This window comes from Curtobacterium sp. Leaf183 (assembly GCF_001424385.1).
Taxonomy (GTDB): Bacteria; Actinomycetota; Actinomycetes; order Actinomycetales; family Microbacteriaceae; genus Curtobacterium.
This window is the reverse complement of record NZ_LMPO01000009.1, coordinates 340,505-356,050: the sequence shown is the minus strand read 5'-3', so window position 1 is coordinate 356,050 and position 15,546 is coordinate 340,505. Positions and strand designations below refer to the sequence as shown.

17 protein-coding genes are annotated in these 15,546 nt (G+C 72.8%); 8 read left to right on the top strand and 9 right to left on the bottom strand.

The features are described from left to right. The first annotated feature begins 6 nt into the window (after positions 1 to 6). The gene (locus ASG04_RS12520) at positions 7 to 1,173 is read left to right on the top strand and encodes a N(5)-(carboxyethyl)ornithine synthase (protein ID WP_056124817.1); all 1,167 of its coding nucleotides are present in this window, start codon (positions 7 to 9) and stop codon (positions 1,171 to 1,173) included. A gap of 18 nt (positions 1,174 to 1,191) precedes the next feature. On the opposite strand, the gene ASG04_RS12515 is transcribed toward ASG04_RS12520, so the two are convergent. The 4 genes from ASG04_RS12515 to ASG04_RS12500 form a co-directional block, all read right to left on the bottom strand. After that, complete coding sequence (locus ASG04_RS12515) at positions 1,192 to 2,424, bottom strand: acyl-CoA dehydrogenase family protein (RefSeq protein WP_056124813.1); 1,233 nt, start codon at positions 2,422 to 2,424, stop codon at positions 1,192 to 1,194. Between the two features lie 22 nt (positions 2,425 to 2,446). After that, positions 2,447 to 3,106 (bottom strand): AmiS/UreI family transporter, encoded by a 660-nt coding sequence (locus ASG04_RS12510; protein ID WP_082518103.1) that lies wholly within the window; start codon positions 3,104 to 3,106, stop codon positions 2,447 to 2,449. Between the two features lie 111 nt (positions 3,107 to 3,217). After that, entirely contained in the window at positions 3,218 to 4,453 is a 1,236-nt protein-coding gene (locus ASG04_RS12505; RefSeq protein WP_268750904.1) for an MFS transporter, read from the bottom strand. After that, entirely contained in the window at positions 4,450 to 5,181 is a 732-nt protein-coding gene (locus tag ASG04_RS12500) for an SDR family NAD(P)-dependent oxidoreductase (RefSeq protein ID WP_056124811.1), read from the bottom strand. The genes ASG04_RS12505 and ASG04_RS12500 overlap by 4 nt, the downstream gene beginning before the upstream one ends. Positions 5,182 to 5,235: 54 nt before the next feature. Here ASG04_RS12500 and ASG04_RS12495 point away from each other — a divergent pair, with 54 nt between their 5' ends. After that, entirely contained in the window at positions 5,236 to 6,825 is a 1,590-nt protein-coding gene (locus ASG04_RS12495; RefSeq protein ID WP_056124808.1) for a Na+/H+ antiporter, read from the top strand. Positions 6,826 to 6,859: 34 nt separating this feature from the next. Here the strand turns inward: ASG04_RS12495 and ASG04_RS12490 are convergent, their stop codons facing one another. The 5 genes from ASG04_RS12490 to ASG04_RS12470 form a co-directional block, all read right to left on the bottom strand. After that, positions 6,860 to 7,963: a DUF475 domain-containing protein gene (locus tag ASG04_RS12490; RefSeq protein ID WP_056124804.1), complete on the bottom strand. Its 1,104-nt coding sequence runs from the start codon at positions 7,961 to 7,963 to the stop codon at positions 6,860 to 6,862. A gap of 148 nt (positions 7,964 to 8,111) precedes the next feature. Beyond that, positions 8,112 to 8,888 (bottom strand): anti-sigma factor, encoded by a 777-nt coding sequence (locus ASG04_RS12485; protein ID WP_056124802.1) that lies wholly within the window; start codon positions 8,886 to 8,888, stop codon positions 8,112 to 8,114. After that, entirely contained in the window at positions 8,885 to 9,436 is a 552-nt protein-coding gene (locus ASG04_RS12480) for an RNA polymerase sigma factor (RefSeq protein WP_056124799.1), read from the bottom strand. The genes ASG04_RS12485 and ASG04_RS12480 overlap by 4 nt, the downstream gene beginning before the upstream one ends. An 89-nt stretch (positions 9,437 to 9,525) precedes the next feature. Then, entirely contained in the window at positions 9,526 to 10,155 is a 630-nt protein-coding gene (locus ASG04_RS12475; RefSeq protein WP_162241721.1) for a class F sortase, read from the bottom strand. 26 nt (positions 10,156 to 10,181) lie between these two features. Continuing rightward, positions 10,182 to 11,027 carry a DUF4397 domain-containing protein gene (locus ASG04_RS12470; protein WP_056124794.1) on the bottom strand — a complete coding sequence of 282 codons (846 nt, stop codon included), beginning with the start codon at positions 11,025 to 11,027 and terminating at the stop codon, positions 10,182 to 10,184. A gap of 197 nt (positions 11,028 to 11,224) precedes the next feature. On the opposite strand from ASG04_RS12470, the gene ASG04_RS12465 reads away from it, so the two are divergent. The 6 genes from ASG04_RS12465 to ASG04_RS17630 all read left to right on the top strand — a co-directional run. After that, on the top strand, positions 11,225 to 11,539 hold the full coding sequence (locus ASG04_RS12465) for a flagellar FlbD family protein (protein WP_414835829.1): 315 nt from the start codon (positions 11,225 to 11,227) through the stop codon (positions 11,537 to 11,539). A gap of 1 nt (position 11,540) precedes the next feature. Next, a complete protein-coding gene (locus ASG04_RS12460) occupies positions 11,541 to 12,377 on the top strand; it encodes a motility protein A (RefSeq protein WP_056124789.1) in 837 nt (278 codons plus the stop codon). 2 nt (positions 12,378 to 12,379) lie between these two features. Beyond that, complete coding sequence (locus ASG04_RS12455; protein WP_056124784.1) at positions 12,380 to 13,327, top strand: flagellar motor protein MotB; 948 nt, start codon at positions 12,380 to 12,382, stop codon at positions 13,325 to 13,327. A gap of 68 nt (positions 13,328 to 13,395) precedes the next feature. Beyond that, complete coding sequence (locus ASG04_RS12450; protein ID WP_056124782.1) at positions 13,396 to 14,274, top strand: flagellar motor switch protein FliM; 879 nt, start codon at positions 13,396 to 13,398, stop codon at positions 14,272 to 14,274. After that, complete coding sequence (fliN, locus tag ASG04_RS12445; protein WP_056124779.1) at positions 14,271 to 14,984, top strand: flagellar motor switch protein FliN; 714 nt, start codon at positions 14,271 to 14,273, stop codon at positions 14,982 to 14,984. Before ASG04_RS12450 ends, fliN begins: the two co-directional genes overlap by 4 nt. Positions 14,985 to 14,991: 7 nt before the next feature. Continuing rightward, the coding region (locus tag ASG04_RS17630; protein WP_162241720.1) for a FliO/MopB family protein at positions 14,992 to 15,546 on the top strand (555 nt) is incomplete at its 3' end.

Here is a 15,546-nt window from a genome sequence, read left to right as displayed (position 1 = left end):
TGCACCATGACCGAAACCGGAACCGCACCGGCGCTGCTCCGCCTCGGCGTCCTCGCCACCTCGCGCAAGGCCGACGAGCGCCGCCTCCCGATCCACCCCTCGCACATCGGTCGCATCGACGCCGACATCCGTTCCGCGATGGTCCTCGAACGCGGCTACGGTGAGCGCTTCGGGATGTCGGACGCCCAGCTCGAGCCCCTGGTCGGCGCGATGGCCGACCGCGACGAGGTCATCGCCCTCGCCGACGTCGTCCTGCTGCCGAAGCCGCTCGCGGCCGACCTGCGCGACCTCCGCGACGGACAGGTCGTCTGGGGCTGGCCGCACTGCGTGCAGGACGTCGAGCTCACCCAGGTGGCGATCGACCGTCGCCTGACGCTCATCGCGTGGGAAGCCACGAACCACTGGCAGTCGGACGGCGGGTTCGGCCTGCACGTGTTCCACAAGAACAACGAGCTGGCGGGGTACTGCTCGGTGCTGCACGCGATGCAGCTGTGCGGGTCGACGGGGGACTACGGCCGTCGGCTGTCGGCGGTGGTGATCGGCTTCGGTGCGACCGCCCGCGGTGCCGTCACGGCGCTGAACGCGCACGGCGTCCACGACGTGCGGGTCCTGACGCACCGCGACACGGCTGCGGTCGGGTCGCCGATCCCGTCCGTCGACCTGCTGCAGCTCCAGCCGGACGACGCCGCCCCGGCCGACAGCATCGTGACGACCGCCGACGGCCCGGTCCCGCTCGCGCCGTTCCTCGCCGGGCACGACATCGTCGTGAACTGCACGCTGCAGGACCCCAACGCGCCGATCACCTACCTGCGGACCGAGGACCTCGGGGTGTTCCGTCCGGGCAGCCTGATCGTCGACGTGTCGGTCGACGAGGGCATGGGCTTCAGCTGGGCCCACGGGACCACCTTCGCCGAGCCGATGGTGACGGTGGGGGAGTCGACGAACTACTACGCGGTCGACCACAGCCCGTCGCTGCTCTGGAACTCGACGACGTGGGAGATCAGCGAGGCGCTCATGCCGTTCCTGCGTCCCGTGCTGTCGGGACGTTCCGCTTGGGACGAGTCGGAGACGATCCGGCGGGCGATCGAGATCGACGAGGGGCACGTCGTGAACGACGCGGTCCTGGCGTTCCAGCACCGGTCGCCGCACTTCCCGCACGAGCGACAGGACTGACCCGCAGCGACGGGGCGCTCAGCGACGGGTCGCGCCGATCGCCCAGACCCGCGGCGGCTCGACGCCGTTGACGGCGTGGTCACCGACGATGCGGGCCTTGAACACCCACGGGTTGTGGCTGCCCGCGGTGCGTGCGTTCCGCCAGTGCCGGTCGAGGTTCTTCGTGGTGCTGACTCCCGACGCGGCGAGTGCGTCGAACAGGTGCGACGTCGCCTGGGTCGCGAGCGACGTCAGTGCGACCTGCGCCTGGGCGGTCGCGAGTTCAGCGCGGTCGTTGCGTCGCTCGTCTTCCTCCTCGTCGAGGAAGGCGCCCTCGTACGCCCCCTGCAGCGCCTCCGCCGCGCGGGCGACGATCGCCTCGGCGGCGAAACCAGCGGCGGAGACCTCGCCGACGACCTGCAGGATCTGCGGGTCGGCCGCGAACGTCTCGGCGTTGCCGTGCGAGAACACCCGGGTGCGGTTCCGGACCTCGAGCGCGATCTCCCGCTCGGCCGCGAGCACGGAACCGGCGAGCACGCTGAGCAGCACCCCCTGGTAGAACGCCGTCTGGTACAGGAACCGCTCGTCGAACAGCACGACGTCGTCGGCACCGACCCGGGCCTCACGGAACGTGCTCGTGCCGGAGCCGGTGGTTTGCTGGCCGAACCCGTCCCAGTCGTCGGTGTGGGTCACGCCGGGCTGGTGTGCGTCGACGATCGCGATGACCCGGTCGCCGGTGTCGGTGCGCTCGGCGTAGGTGTCGATCCAGTCGGCGAAGATGCTGCCCGTCGAGTAGTACTTCTGCCCGGTGATGCGGAAGCCGCCCTCTGGGTCCGGCGTGACCTTCGTCACGACGTCGCCGATCTGCACGGAACCGACCTCGGTCCAGGAGTTGCCGGCGATCTCGCCACGGCCGAAGCGCTCGAGCCACACGTCACGGGGGCCGGATCGGGCGACCAGACGGTCCTCGACCAGGGCGAAGTGGCCACGCAGGGCCTGCGGGATGTTGCTGTCGGCGGCGGCGAGCTCCGTGAGCAGGCGGAACAGCTGGGGGAGCGTTGCACCCCATCCGCCGAACTCGACGGGGACCCGCACTGCGCCGAACCCGGCATCGGCGAGCTCGCGGATCTCGGCGGTGGGCAGGCGGTGCTCACGTTCGCGCTCCGACGCCCCCGCGGCGATGCGGTCGAACACCGGGCGGAAGCGCGCCGACAGGGCCTCGTCGGACGGTGCGCCGGTCGTGGTCGTGGGTGCGGAAGTCGTCGTGGTCATGGTGGGGTCCGTTCTCGTCGGGTCAGACTGCGGCGGGTGCCGCGGCGGGGGATGCGGTGACGGTGTCGCCGTCGCCGGTGGTGGTCGGGGCCGTGCGCGCTGCCGTGCGTCGTGCGAGCAGGACCGCACCGCCGAACACGGCGACCAGCACGATCAGTGCGGTGCTCGTCGCGATCGGCCCGGCCGGCCAGTGCCCGGTCAGGCCGAGCACGGCCGGCACCGTCGTGGTGACCTGGCTGGCCAACACGAGGGCCCAGCCGGTGTAGGTCGTGATCGCACTGCGGCCCAGCGCGAGCAGGACGAAGAAGAGGGTCCAGAGTGCGGCCCACCCGGCCCACAGGACGGCGAGGACCGGGTCATCGGCGAGGTGCACGACCGCGAACACCGCGGCGAGCGCGGCGACCAGACCGCAGAACCAGCCGAGCCCGACGGAGCCCAGCGAGAACAGGGCGTCCAACCCGACGTACAGGTAGGTGAGCCCGAACAGGAAGGTGCCGGCGATCGCGAAGAGCGCGGGCAGGGAGCCGTCGGCCGACACGGCGACGGCGATGCAGAGGACGAGTTGCAGGCCGCCGATCAGGACGTTGAACACGCCGCTGTCACGACCGGGCACGTGCCCGAGCAGGGTGAGGCCGTTGACCAGGAGTGCGGCTCCGGAGAGGACCAAGCAGATGAGCGCCATGCGGGGACGCTAGCGAGCGTTCGACGGGTGCCGGAAGGGCGGTGGCGTCACATGACGAAGGTGGTCGTCGTGTGACGTTGCGCGTCGTGGTCCGTGCGGCAGTGTGACGGGTCAGGCCGCGCTGCGCTGCACCCCGGCGGCGCGAGCGACCACGACGGTGACCGCGAGCAGGACGGCCGGCACCAGCATCGCGAGCCGCAGGCCCAGGTGCTCGCCGAGGAACCCGAGTGCGGGCGGACCGACCAGGAACGCCACGTAGCCGGCGGTCGCCACGACGGACACCCGTCGGTCGCCGTCGGTGGGGTGGTCGCCCGCCGCCGAGACCGCGAGCGGGAACCCGAGCGCGATGCCGAGCCCCCACACGACGGCCGCGGCCGCGGTGACGATCGGCGTCGGGGACACGACGACCGCCAGGACGCCGACCAGCCCGACGATCCCGCAGGCCCTGACCACAGCACCGCGACCGAAGCGCATGACGAGCGGTGTGCCGGCGGACCGGCCGATCAGCATCGCGAGGGCGAAGCCGGTGAAGACGAGGGAGCCGAGCACCTCCGGGGCGTCGTGGTCCGTCGTCATCAGCAGCGGGAGCCAGTCGCTCGCAGCTCCCTCCGCGAAGGCCATCGCCAGCGTGATGACGGCGATGAGCGCCAGCTGCAGCGTGATGACGGAGCGCCTGGAGCCCGCGGGGTCGGGAACGCTCGCCGGCGCCGGGTCGTCGGCAGGCCGGGGCATCGGGCGGATCGTGAGCGCGGCGGTGAGGGCGAGCGCGGCCATCACCCCGGCGGCGATCGGCAGGTGCACGACGACCGGGGTCCTGGCCGCCGTCATCGCGATGCCCACGATCCCGCCCGCGACCGACCCGAGGCTGAAGCAGGCGTGCAGGACCGGCACCACGGGCTTCGCGATGACCCGCTCGACCGCAGCCGCCTCGACGTTGAGCCCGATCTCGGCGATCCCGGCGCCGAACCCGATCAGGAACAGTCCCGCCCAGACCCCCGCTGCGACCTGGGCGGGCGCGAGCAGTCCGACCAGCAGCGTGCCGACCACGGGCAGCGCACCCCCGGCCAGGATCAGGGGCTTCGGGCCGATCCGACGGAGCAGCACGCCGGCGCCCAGGATGCCGAGCATCGAACCGATCGACAGGCCGAAGAGCACGAAGCCCATCGCCTCGATCGAGGCGCCGAGGTCAGCACGGACCGATGGCGTCCGGGTGATCCAGGACGCGATGCCGAACCCCGTCATCGTCGACGTCGCCAAGAGGGCGACCCGGTGCAGGCGGGTCGAGGGCGGCGCTGCCTGGGTGTCCACCCGCCCACTCTCCCATCCCGGTGGTCCGGGACGCCTCAGCGGGACGGCAGCGCCACGCCGGTCGCCCGTTCGAGCGCGTCGACCAACGCGGTGCGGAACCCCGCGTCCTCGACGGCGTCGTGCGGGCGCTGCTGCTCCCCGTGGAACCAGTACGCGCCACTGACCGTCGTGTCGGCGTCGGTGGCGAGGGTCTCCTGCGTGCGGTGCCCGAGCGCGAAGTCGTCGGTCGCGCCGACGCCGCCCATCTTGGTGGCGACCCAGCCCGGGTCGACGGCGTTGCTCCGGACGCCGGGCCACCGTTCGGCGACCTCGCGCGCCAGCGCGGTGACGAAGAGCTTCGTGTCCGAGTAGCTGTTGGTCGTGCTCCGGCCGTCCCAGTCGACGCCGTCGAGCCGTGCCCGACCGCCGCGGTGCATCCCGCTGCTCAGGTACACGTGTCGCGTCGGCGCGGTCAGGAGTGCCGTCATCAGGTAGGGCGCGACGACGTTCACCGGCACGAGCGAGGCTCCGGAGACGACCCCGGCGTTGTGCACGACGGCGTCGATCGGCTCCCCGTCGTCGAGGTCGTGGGCGGCGTGCACCACGGCGTCACGGTCGGACAGGTCGACCACGACGAGCTGCGCGCCACGTCCGACCAGGTCGGCCACGGCGTCCGCGCGCTGCGGGGAGCGCGCGTGCACGAGGACGTCGTGGCCGTCGTCGAGCAGGGTCTGGGCGGTCGCGCGGCCGAGGCCGTCGGTGGAGCCGGTGACGAGGATGCGAGCCATGGTGCCGATCCTGCTCCCCGTGCACAGGCACCGCCTGCCAGGCTCACAGTCGACATGGAACTCATCGCACCCGAACTCGTCGTCGTGCTCGCCACGGCGATCGCGGTCACCACCGCCGTCGCCGGGCGTCTCCGGATCGCACCGCCGGTGCTGCTGCTGGCCTTCGGCGCCGCGATCGCCTTCATCCCGGCGTTCGGCGAACTGGAGCTGCCCGCCGACGCCGTGCTGCTGCTGTTCCTGCCCGCGCTGCTGTACTGGGAGAGCCTGACGATCTCATTGCGGGAGATCCGCGCGAACTTCCGCGGCATCCTGCTCATGGGCACGCTGCTCGTCGTGCTGACGGCCGGTGGTGTCGCGACGCTGCTGCACCTGCTCGGCATGCCGTGGGGACCGGCGTGGGTGCTCGGTGCCGCGGTCGCCCCGACGGACGCCACCGCAGTCGGCGCCCTGACCCGCTCGTTGCCGCGGCGGAACACGACCGTCCTGCGCGCCGAGAGCCTGGTGAACGACGGCACGACGCTCGTCATCTACGGCATCGCGGTGGCGGTCACCGCGGGCGAGCAGACCCTGAGCGTGTGGAACGTCTCTGGCATGCTCCTGCTGTCCTACGTCGGTGGGATCGCGGCGGGGCTGCTGGTGGCGTGGCTCGGGATGCTCGTGCTCCGGCGCATCTCGGCGGTCGTGCTCGAGAACCTGCTGACACTGCTGGTGCCCTTCGTGGCCTTCCTCGCGGCCGAGGCGATCGGTGCGTCCGGGGTGCTCGCGGTCGTCGTCGCGGGGCTCGTGGTCAGCCAGGTCGCCCCGAAACTCGACCGCGCCGAGACCCGGCAGCAGACCCGGTCGTTCTGGTCGTTCGCGACGTTCCTGCTCAACGGGTCGCTGTTCGTGCTGGTCGGGATCGAGGCCACGATCGCCGTGCGGGACCTCGAGCCGCGCGAGCTGCTCGTCGGCCTCGGCATGATCGGCCTGGTCTCGGTGGCCGTGGTCGTGCTCCGCTTCGCCTTCCTCAACCTGTCGTGGGGCGCGGTCCGTCTCGTCACGCTCCGCACCGGTGGGTCACCGCGCGAGGGCCACCGCGACCGCGTGGTGAGCGGCTTCACGGGCTTCCGCGGCGCCGTGTCGCTCGCCGCCGCGGTCGCCGTCCCGCGCATGGTCGAGGGCGGCGGCGCGTTCCCGGAGCGCGACCTCATCGTCTTCGTCGTCGCGGGCGTCGTGATCGTCACGATCGTCGGACAGTCGCTGGTGCTGCCGGTCGTGGTCCGGTGGGCGGACTTCGGGGGCAGCCACGAGGTCGCGGACGAGCGCCGCACCGCCGAACGTCGGGCGCTCGAGGAGGCACTCGCGGCGCTGCCGAGGCTCGCCGACCGCTCGGGTGCCGACGCCGACGTGGTCCGCCGCATCCGCGAGGACTACGAGGGGCACCTGGCGCTCGTCCGGGCCGAGCAGAGCGACGACGACGACCACCCGCTGCTCGCGAAGCGCGGCGACGCCGTGGAGCTCGAGCTCGAACTCGTCCGGCTCAAGGCGGCGACCCTGCTCCGGATGCGCGACGAGGGCGACATCGACGACCTCGTGCTGCGCCAGGTCCGCGCGGAGTACGACGCCGAGGAGACCCGTCTGCTGCGCCAGGGCGAGCGCGACTGACCGCGTCCGGCGGACCCCGGCGCGCGGTGACGGGTCACGCGGACCGCGGCGCCGCCCGCCGTGCTCGCGACCGGCGCACCCACGCCCGCCAGGGGAGCGACGACGCCAGGGCCGACCCGATGACCACGGTGCCGAACCACCCGACGAGCACGCCGGGGACCGGCACGAGCAGGCTCGTCCACAGCAGCACCGCGAGGACGCCGAGCACGTACGCCGCGCCGGCCTTCAGGTAGCGCAACCGCTGCAGCCCTGCCGCCTGGTCCAGGCGCGACGTCAACCGCGCCAGGAACAGTGCCCCGACACCGATCGCGGCCGCGCCCACCGCAGCCTGCCCGAGCGCTCCGAGGCCGTCCACCCCGGACGTGCCCGACCCTGACAGCGAGTACACGCCGTCCAGGATCTCGAACAGCATGAACACGACGAGGCCCCGCTCGAAGACCACCGTCGAGGCGTGCGCATGGACCCGCCACGAGCGGAGCGCTGAGCCCGACCCGAGCGCCCAGGCGGCGACCCGCTTCGAGACCAGGTACATCGTCATGCCGGCGACGCCGCCCACGGCGACCGGCACCGCAGCAGCCGGGGCCCACGCCGTGTCGCCCCCGACCAGCACGCTGGTCAGGGCGACCCCGGCGGTCGCCGTCACCAGCGACCAGACGCGCGGCCGCGCGACGGCGGCGAGTCGCGCCTCCAGGCGGCCGAGCCACGACCTGCGCGACGCGCGGTCGGTGTTGAACAGGTACTCCGCGAACACCAGCCAGATGAACGACGCGCCGAACGCCGCCAGCGCGGGGCGGACCTCCTGCAGGTGGGCGCTGAAGGCGCCCGGGGCGACGACGGCCTCGGTCACCGCCTGCGCCGGGTCGGTGGCGTCCCCGACGGCGACGGCCGCCGGCGGCAGCAGGAGCCGCATCGCCAGGACGCCCGCCACGATGCCGAGCGACAGGAACAGCCGTCTGGCCGGGGAGTGCAGCCGACCGGCGATGCCGGCCATCGGCACCGAGGAGTCGGCGGCCATCGCGATCTCGAGCAGGGCGAGCGCCACGAAGGCGAACGCGGCCGCCGGGCCGAGGACGCCCCACGCGAGTGCGGCGAGCGCGACGGTGACGAGCAGGGGGACGGTCAGCAGCGATCTGGCCATGACCCCATGGAGCGCTCCCGGGCTGGGCTCGGCGTGGACCCGGGCTGGGCATCAGCCTGGAGGTCCGGGCGGGTCCGCCGGACCGGGTGACGGCGGGTCCGCAGTTGCGCGGACCCGCGTGGGTGCGTTCCCGCACCCGCCTCGCCGGTCAGCTGCGGGAGCGGAGGGTGCCCCGGACGACCGAGTCGCCCGAGTGGGCGGGGTCGCCGTCGGCAGCCTCGGCGGAGACGTCGACGACCGGGTAGCGCGACGGGTCGACGCCGGAGGGGACCACGAACCGGCCGGTGTCGCCGTCCAGGAACCCGACGCTGACCAGGCCGCGCAGGTCCGAGCGCATCATCCAGACCTCGCGGAGCGGTGCCTGGCCCTCGGTCGCCCGGTGGTCCAGGTCGACGACGAGCACCAGACTGCCCGAGCCGTCCCGCTCGAGTTCGGCGCTGCCCGCGGCACCGGTCCAGCCGGGCAGCGGGTCGAGGGCCGTGCGGGACACGACCGCTCCCGCGGGGTCGCCGCCGCGGGACAGGGCGGTCCCGAGGCCGATCCCGGCGACGAGCGCGACGATCCCGACCCCCGCGGTCAGCAGCGCGACGGTGCGGCGGCGGACCCGGCCACGACGACGCGGCGCGATGTCAGTCACGGGGGCCGGCGCGGGACCGGCGGCCGACGGTGCGGTCGCGGGTGCACCGCGCATGTCGGAGCCGGGCGTGTCGAAGCCGAGCTCGGTGGCGATGCGGTCCCACACGGCGGGTGCCGGTCGTTCGAGCGCGACGCCCTCGGTGCTCCGGGCCACGGACACGACGCGTCGGAGGTCGACGAGTTCGTCCCGACAGGTCGGGCACGCCGCGAGGTGCTCGGCCTGCGCGCCGGAGGGCCCGACCTCGCCGATGGCGAGCAGCGCCAGGGTCTCCTCGTCGATGTGGTTCATTCGATCACCTCCAAGCGTGTTCGGAGCCGAGCCAGACTTCGACGGATGTGGCTCTTCACGGTGCCGAGCGGCAGATCGAGTCGTTCGGCGATCTCACGGTGGCTGAGTTCCTCGTAGAACGCCAGTCGCATGACCGTCCGGGGGACCTCGTCGAGCCGGTCGAGCTCGCCCGCGACCATCACCCGTTCGGCGAGTCCGTCGGTGACGTCCTCGGCCATCGGTGCCGCTGCCTCTTCTCCGGCGACGGCGATGGTGAGTCGCGTGCGTCTAGTGCGTTCGGTGTGGGCGTCGGTGATGCAGTTGCGGGCGATGCCGACCAGCCAGGCACCGAGTGGGGCCTTGGCGGGGTCGTAGGTGGAGCGACTGCGCCAGGCCCGGACGAACACCTGCTGGGTCACGTCCTCGGCCGCGGCGACGTCGGCGAGCGAGCGGAGCGCGAGCGTGTGGACCAGGGGCGACCAGCGCTCGTAGACGGAGCGCAGGACACGCTCGTCACCGCTGCCGAACGCATCGGCGAGCGCGGAGTCGTCGGGTGGTGTGATCGTCACGTCGTCGTGGGGCCTTCCGGTGACCGCGATGGGCACCTGTCCCGATGCTAGGGCGTCGGGCCGGGTCACGGTCGGGAGTCGCGGATCGGTCACTGCGGTGTCGCGGTGACCACGAGGTTGCTGTCGTAGTGGTGGGTGGTGGTGTCGAACGCTCCGCCGCAGGTGACGAGCACGAGTCGCCGGGGTCCGTCCTGGTCGAAGATGCTCGACCAGGGCACCCCGGTCTTCCGGACCAGGTCGACGCTGGCGACCCGGTACCCGGTCGCGGAGCCGTCCGCGCCGGTGACCGTGATCGCCGTGCCGGTCGGGACGTCGACCAGGTGCGCGAACGGACCGATGCCGTACCCGACCGCGTCGACGTGCGCCGCGACGACGGTGGTCCCGGTGGTCGAGGTCGGTCCGGGGCCGAACTTCCACCACCCGGCGTTCGCGGGGTCCGCCGGCAGGGACATCGCCCCGGTGTCGTCCACGCCCTCTGGGAGCACGGGCTGGTCGATCGGCAGGCCGGCGACGGCGATCCGGACGGGGGCGACCGTCGGTGCGACGTCACGGGGCAGTGCGGCGCTCTGCTGCGGCACCGCGGTGGAGAACGCCGACGGGACGGGGGTCGGCGTCCCGGTCACCGCGGTGGGGAGCGGGGACCCGCCGGGGACCCGATCCGCCGACGAGCACCCGGTCAGGCAGGTCAGGGCGACGGCAGCGGCAAGGGGGACTGCCACCGCCGCCCCGACCCGGAGCCGCACGGTCAGCGCCGTGCTGCCCGGTCGCCCGCGCCACGACGACGCAGGACGACGACCACGAGACCGGCGAGCAGCACTGCTGCGCCGCCGCCGATCGCGAGCGGGGTGGTGCTGTCGGGACGGTTCGTCGCGACGAGTCCGGCGTTGCCGGCCGGGACGCCGTTCGGGTTGCCCAGGCCGGTGATGGTCTGGGTGGCGAGCGCCAGGTTCTTGTCGTTCAGGCTGCCCCACGCGTACACGATGGTGTCGGTGCCGGACTGCACGGGGACGTCAGCCGGGCCGATGACCGGCGCGGTGGTGCCGGTCGCCGCGACCGAGGCCGAGACGGTGCCGGCGGGGAGCACGAGCGCCTTCTCGTCCGGGTTCGACAGGTTGGACACCACGGCCTTCCCGCCCGCGAGCACGTCGACCGCAGGTGCTGCTGCGACGTGACGGACGATGAGACGACCCTGACCGGCGGGGACCGCCGAGGTGTCGTTCGTGAAGACCGTGGCGGTCGGGGAGCCGTCGGCCTTCAGGTGCGCGACGGCGGTGTAGTTGCCGCCGGCGGTGAACGAGACGTCCGCCGGGCCGATGATCGGCTTGGAGTCGTCGGTGGCGTCACTCGCCGTGATGGCCAGCGTGTGTGCCCCGGCGGGGACCGTCATCGGACCGGCGAGGGTGCCGGGCGTGAAGTCGTCGATGGCGCGCTTGCCGTCGAGGTAGACGTCCACGGTGGTGTTCGGGACCGCGTGCAGGACGGAGAGCGTGGCGTCGGACGTGGCCGCTGACGCCGTGGCCGTGGGGACCGCGAGCGCGAGGGCTGCGAGCAGGGCACCGGCGCCGATGCCGGTGACGAGGTTCTTCCGCATGGTGTTCCTCCTGGTGGGTTCGGGAGCGTCGTCGTCGACGTCCTCACTCCCACTACCGGTCCATCACCCCGGTCGGATGCACCCGGACGCACCGATGTGTCCGGAGCGGGCTTACGGGCGGTCCGGTCCGGTCGATAGAGCGCACTGACCACCCACGGACGGGCGGCCAGCAGGACCTGCCCCACGGACGGTGGCGGGTGGACACACCAGGGACGGACCAGATGATCGTCGTCACACGACTCAACGGCAGCGGATTCGCTGTCAACCCCGACCTCGTGGAGCGCATCCAGGAGACGCCGGACACGACGCTCATCATGGTCGACGGTGCGAAGTACATCGTCCGCGAGTCCATGGCCGAGGTCATCGACCGGATCGCCGCGTACCGCGCCCGGATCGTCACGATGGCGTACGGCTCCGAGGCGACGAACGCCACCGGCCCGCAGCCGACGCTCGCCGCGGTCGCCCCGCTGCACGCCGCTCCGGCCCCGCGCTCGCTCGACGGGGGGCGCTGACGTGGACATCGCGACCATCATCGGCATCCTGCTCGCCTTCGGTGCCCTGTTCGGCATGATCGAGATGGAGCACGTCGAGCTCGGCGGCCTGTTCCTGCCGGCGCCGATCCTGCTCGTCTTCGGCGCCACCATCGGTGCCGGCGTCGCGAGCACCACGCTCAAGGACGCCATCGCGAGCTTCAAGGCCGCACCGAAGGCGTTCACCGGCAAGGTCACCCCGCCCGCTGCGGTCATCGACGACGTCGTCGGCCTCGCCGAGGTCGCGCGGTCCAACGGTCTGCTCGCCCTCGAGCAGGAGGCGGACAAGCACGACGACCCGTTCATGAAGAAGGCGCTGCAGAACATCGCGGACGGCACCGACGGCGACGAACTGCGGATCCTGCTCGAGGACGAGATCGAGTCGAACGCCGCACCCATGCGGAGCGCGAGCTCGTTCTTCATGGGCCTCGGCGGCTTCGCCCCGACCGTCGGGATCATCGGCACCGTGGTGTCGTTGACCCACGTGCTGGCGAACCTCGGCAAGCCGGACGAGCTCGGCCCGCTGATCGCGAGTGCCTTCGTCGCGACGCTCTGGGGTCTGCTCACCGCGAACTTCATGTGGTTGCCGATCGGTGGGAAGCTCCGGAAGCTCGCGCAGCTGGAGTCCGACCGGCAGACCCTGCTGATGGAGGGGCTGCTCGCGGTGCAGGCCGGCAGCCAGCCGCGCCTGCTCGGGGAGCGCCTGAAGGCCATGGTGCCGCCGGCAGCGCGGAACGACGCGGCCGCCGGCAAGGGCAAGGCGGGCAAGGGCAAGGGCGGCGGCAGCGCCGACGCCGACGACCAGCAGCTGGCGGCCTGACGATGAGCGCGAACCCCCGCGGGCACGGGCGCGGTCGCGGCGGCCGCAAGAAGGGCGGCCACGACGACGCCGAGCACCCCGACGAGCGGTGGATGGCGTCGTACATGGACATGATCACGGTCCTGATGTGCATGTTCCTCGTGCTCTTCGCCATGTCGACGGTGGACCAGCAGAAGTACATCGCGCTGAAGAACTCGTTGGCGACGGGCTTCGGCGAGGTCAAGACGGCCAAGATCGACACGGCCAGCGGCACCGTGGTGAAGGCCGACCAGGTGAAGGACGGCAAGGGCTACTCGACGGACGACGCGAAGGCCGACCACTCGACCGCCGCGTCGGGTGCGAAGGACACCAACACCGACCCGGCGTCGACGGCGGTGCCGGCCACGGCGAGCAAGCAGGACGTCGCGGCGGCGACCAAGGAGCTCGACGACCTGAAGGCCATCCAGGAGGCCATCACGGGCAACCTCGACAAGGCGGGCCAGACGTCGAACGTGCAGTTCACGGTCGACGCTCGCGGGCTCACCGTGCGGCTCGTCGGCAGCGAGACGTACTTCGGCACGAACAGCGCCGACCTGTCCGGCCAGGCGAAGACGATCATGGACGCGATCGCCCCGGTCCTGCGGGGTGCCGGCCACGACGTCAGCGTCGAGGGCCATGCCGACCAGCGGAACTCGACCGCCCCGTACGCCACCAACTGGGAGCTGAGCGCCGCGCGGGCCACCGGGGTCCTCCGCGACCTGGTCGAACGCGGCGGGATGCCCGGCGAGCACATCCAGAGCGTCGGGTTCGGGTCGAGCCGGCCCCTGGCGACGGGGACGACCGACGCCGACAACGCGCTGAACCGCCGGGTCGACATCGTGGTGCTGTCGAACCAGGACCAGGACGTCAGCGCCCTGATGCCGGCACTCGCCGAGGCGCAGGACGCGGCGAAGGGGAGCGCGACCGGGTAGCCGGAAGACGGCCCCACTCCGGGGTACAGCACTGACGGGTGGCACCCAGGGGACCGATAGGCCCCTGCGTGACCGACATCCTGCCCGCGCCCGAGGTGTACGACTTCGCGCGCCCGTCGACGCTCGCCCGCGAGCACGCGAGGGTGCTCGAGCTCGCCTTCGAGACGTTCGCCCGGCAGTGGGGCACGCAGCTGACCGCGAAGGTCCGTGTCGTGAGCCAGGTCACGAGCGAGCAGGTCCAGATCATGACGTACGACGAGTACGCCGCATCGCTGCCCGCACTCACCGGCATGGCGCTGCTGCCGATCGCGGACACGACCCCGAAGGGCGTGCTGCAGGTCCCGCTCGACGCCGCCCTGACCTGGGTCTCGCACGCGCTCGGCGCCGCGAGGCCGCTGCCGACCCCCGACCGCACCTTCACCCCGATCGAGCAGGCGCTCGTCCGCAAGATCGTCGAGGACGCCCTCGACGACCTGCGCTACTCGTTCGGCGGGCTGCTCGTGCACGACGTCGGGGTCGGCGGCTTCCAGTACAACTCGCAGTTCGCCCAGGCTGCCCAGAAGGGCGACCTGATGATCGTCGCGTCGTTCAGCATCCGGGTGGGGGAGCGCATCGCGCCGGGCACGCTCGCGCTGCCCGCCGAGGCCGTCCTGCCGCAGCTCGGTGAGACCGCGACCACCGTCAGCCCCGCCGACGCCCGCGCGCTGCTCGACGCGCAGCTCGCGAGCGTGCCGGTCGGCGTCTCCCTGCGGCTGGCCCCCGCGGCCGTGCTGCCGTCCCAGGTCCTCGGCCTCGCCGTCGGCGACGTGCTCCCGCTGCCGCACCCGCAGCACCGCCCCCTCACCATCGCGGTCGACGGCGAGCCCGTCGGCACCGCGGCCGTCGGCGCGAACGGTTCACGCCTGGCCGGCATCGTCGTCACCACCACATCGGAGCAGCCCGCATGACCGCCACCACCACCCTGCACACCGGAGCCGCCGAGGCGCTCGCGCTGCAGCTCCCGACACCGGCTCCGCTCCGCGCACTGGCACTGCCGGGAGGCGCCACCTCGGCCGTCCTCGAGGCCGCGGTCGACGGCGTGGTCGCCTCCTTCGTCGGTGGGCTGTCCGCGGACCTCGCCCTGGTCCTCACCGACCTGGGCACGATCACCGCCGCCGGTGGCACCGACCACGGGCTGGTCGACGTCACCGACGTGCTCCGTCCGTCGCTCGAGGCCGGCGCGTCGGTCCTGGGCGTCGGTGTCCTCGGTGCCGCCCGGCGCGAATCGGCGGCCTCGTTGTTCGCCGACCCGGAGACGGTCGTGTTCGAGCTCACCGCCGGTGGTCTGCCCGCCGGCTGGTTCGGCATCCGCATCCGCGAGAACGGCACGATCGGGACGACCGCGGCGCAGCCGGTGTCGAGCATCCCGACGGGCAACCTCGGCCGGATCAACAACGTCGAGATGACCCTGACCGTCGAGATCGGCCGGACCCGGATGTCCGTCCGCGACGTCCTCGGCATGGAGCCGGGCGCCGTCGTCGAGCTCGACCGCTCCGCCGGGGCGCCCGCCGACGTCCTGCTGAACGGACGGCTCATCGCGCACGGCGAGGTCGTCGTCGTCGACCAGGACTACGCCGTCCGCATCACCAAGATCCTCGACGTCGCCGAAAGCCTCTGAGCCCGCCTTGGACACGCTCGTCATCGCGCTCCGCGTCGCGCTCTCGCTCGGCGTCGTGCTGGCCCTGATGTGGGTGCTGCACCGACGCGTGTCGAAGGGGCAGTTCGGCGCGGGGAAGAAGACCCGGGGCCGCCGCTCGGCGTCCGTCGAGGTCGTCGCCCGCCAGGGGATCGGCGGCAAGGCGAGCGTCGTCGTGGTCGACGTCGAGGGTGAGCGCCTGGTGCTCGGCGTGACCGAGGCCGGCGTGAGCCTGCTGACCAGCGGCGCGGCGCCCGCGCCGGAGCTCACCATCGTCACCGGCCCCGTCGTGCTGCCCACGCGCGCCGCGACGACCGCGCCGGACGGCGCCAGCGCCAGCGCCAGCCTGTTCCGCGCCGAACTGGACCGACAGGACCAGGCCACCCCCAACCTCTCCCCGTCGGCACGGCCGGAGCGCCGCTGGCGCGACGATCCGGAACCGGCTCCGGGGGCCCAGGCCGACGCGGCGGAGCCGCTGCCCCTGCGCCCCCGCAACCGCGGCCGTCGTTCGGTCGCCGTCCCCACCTCGCAGCAGCTGCAGGGC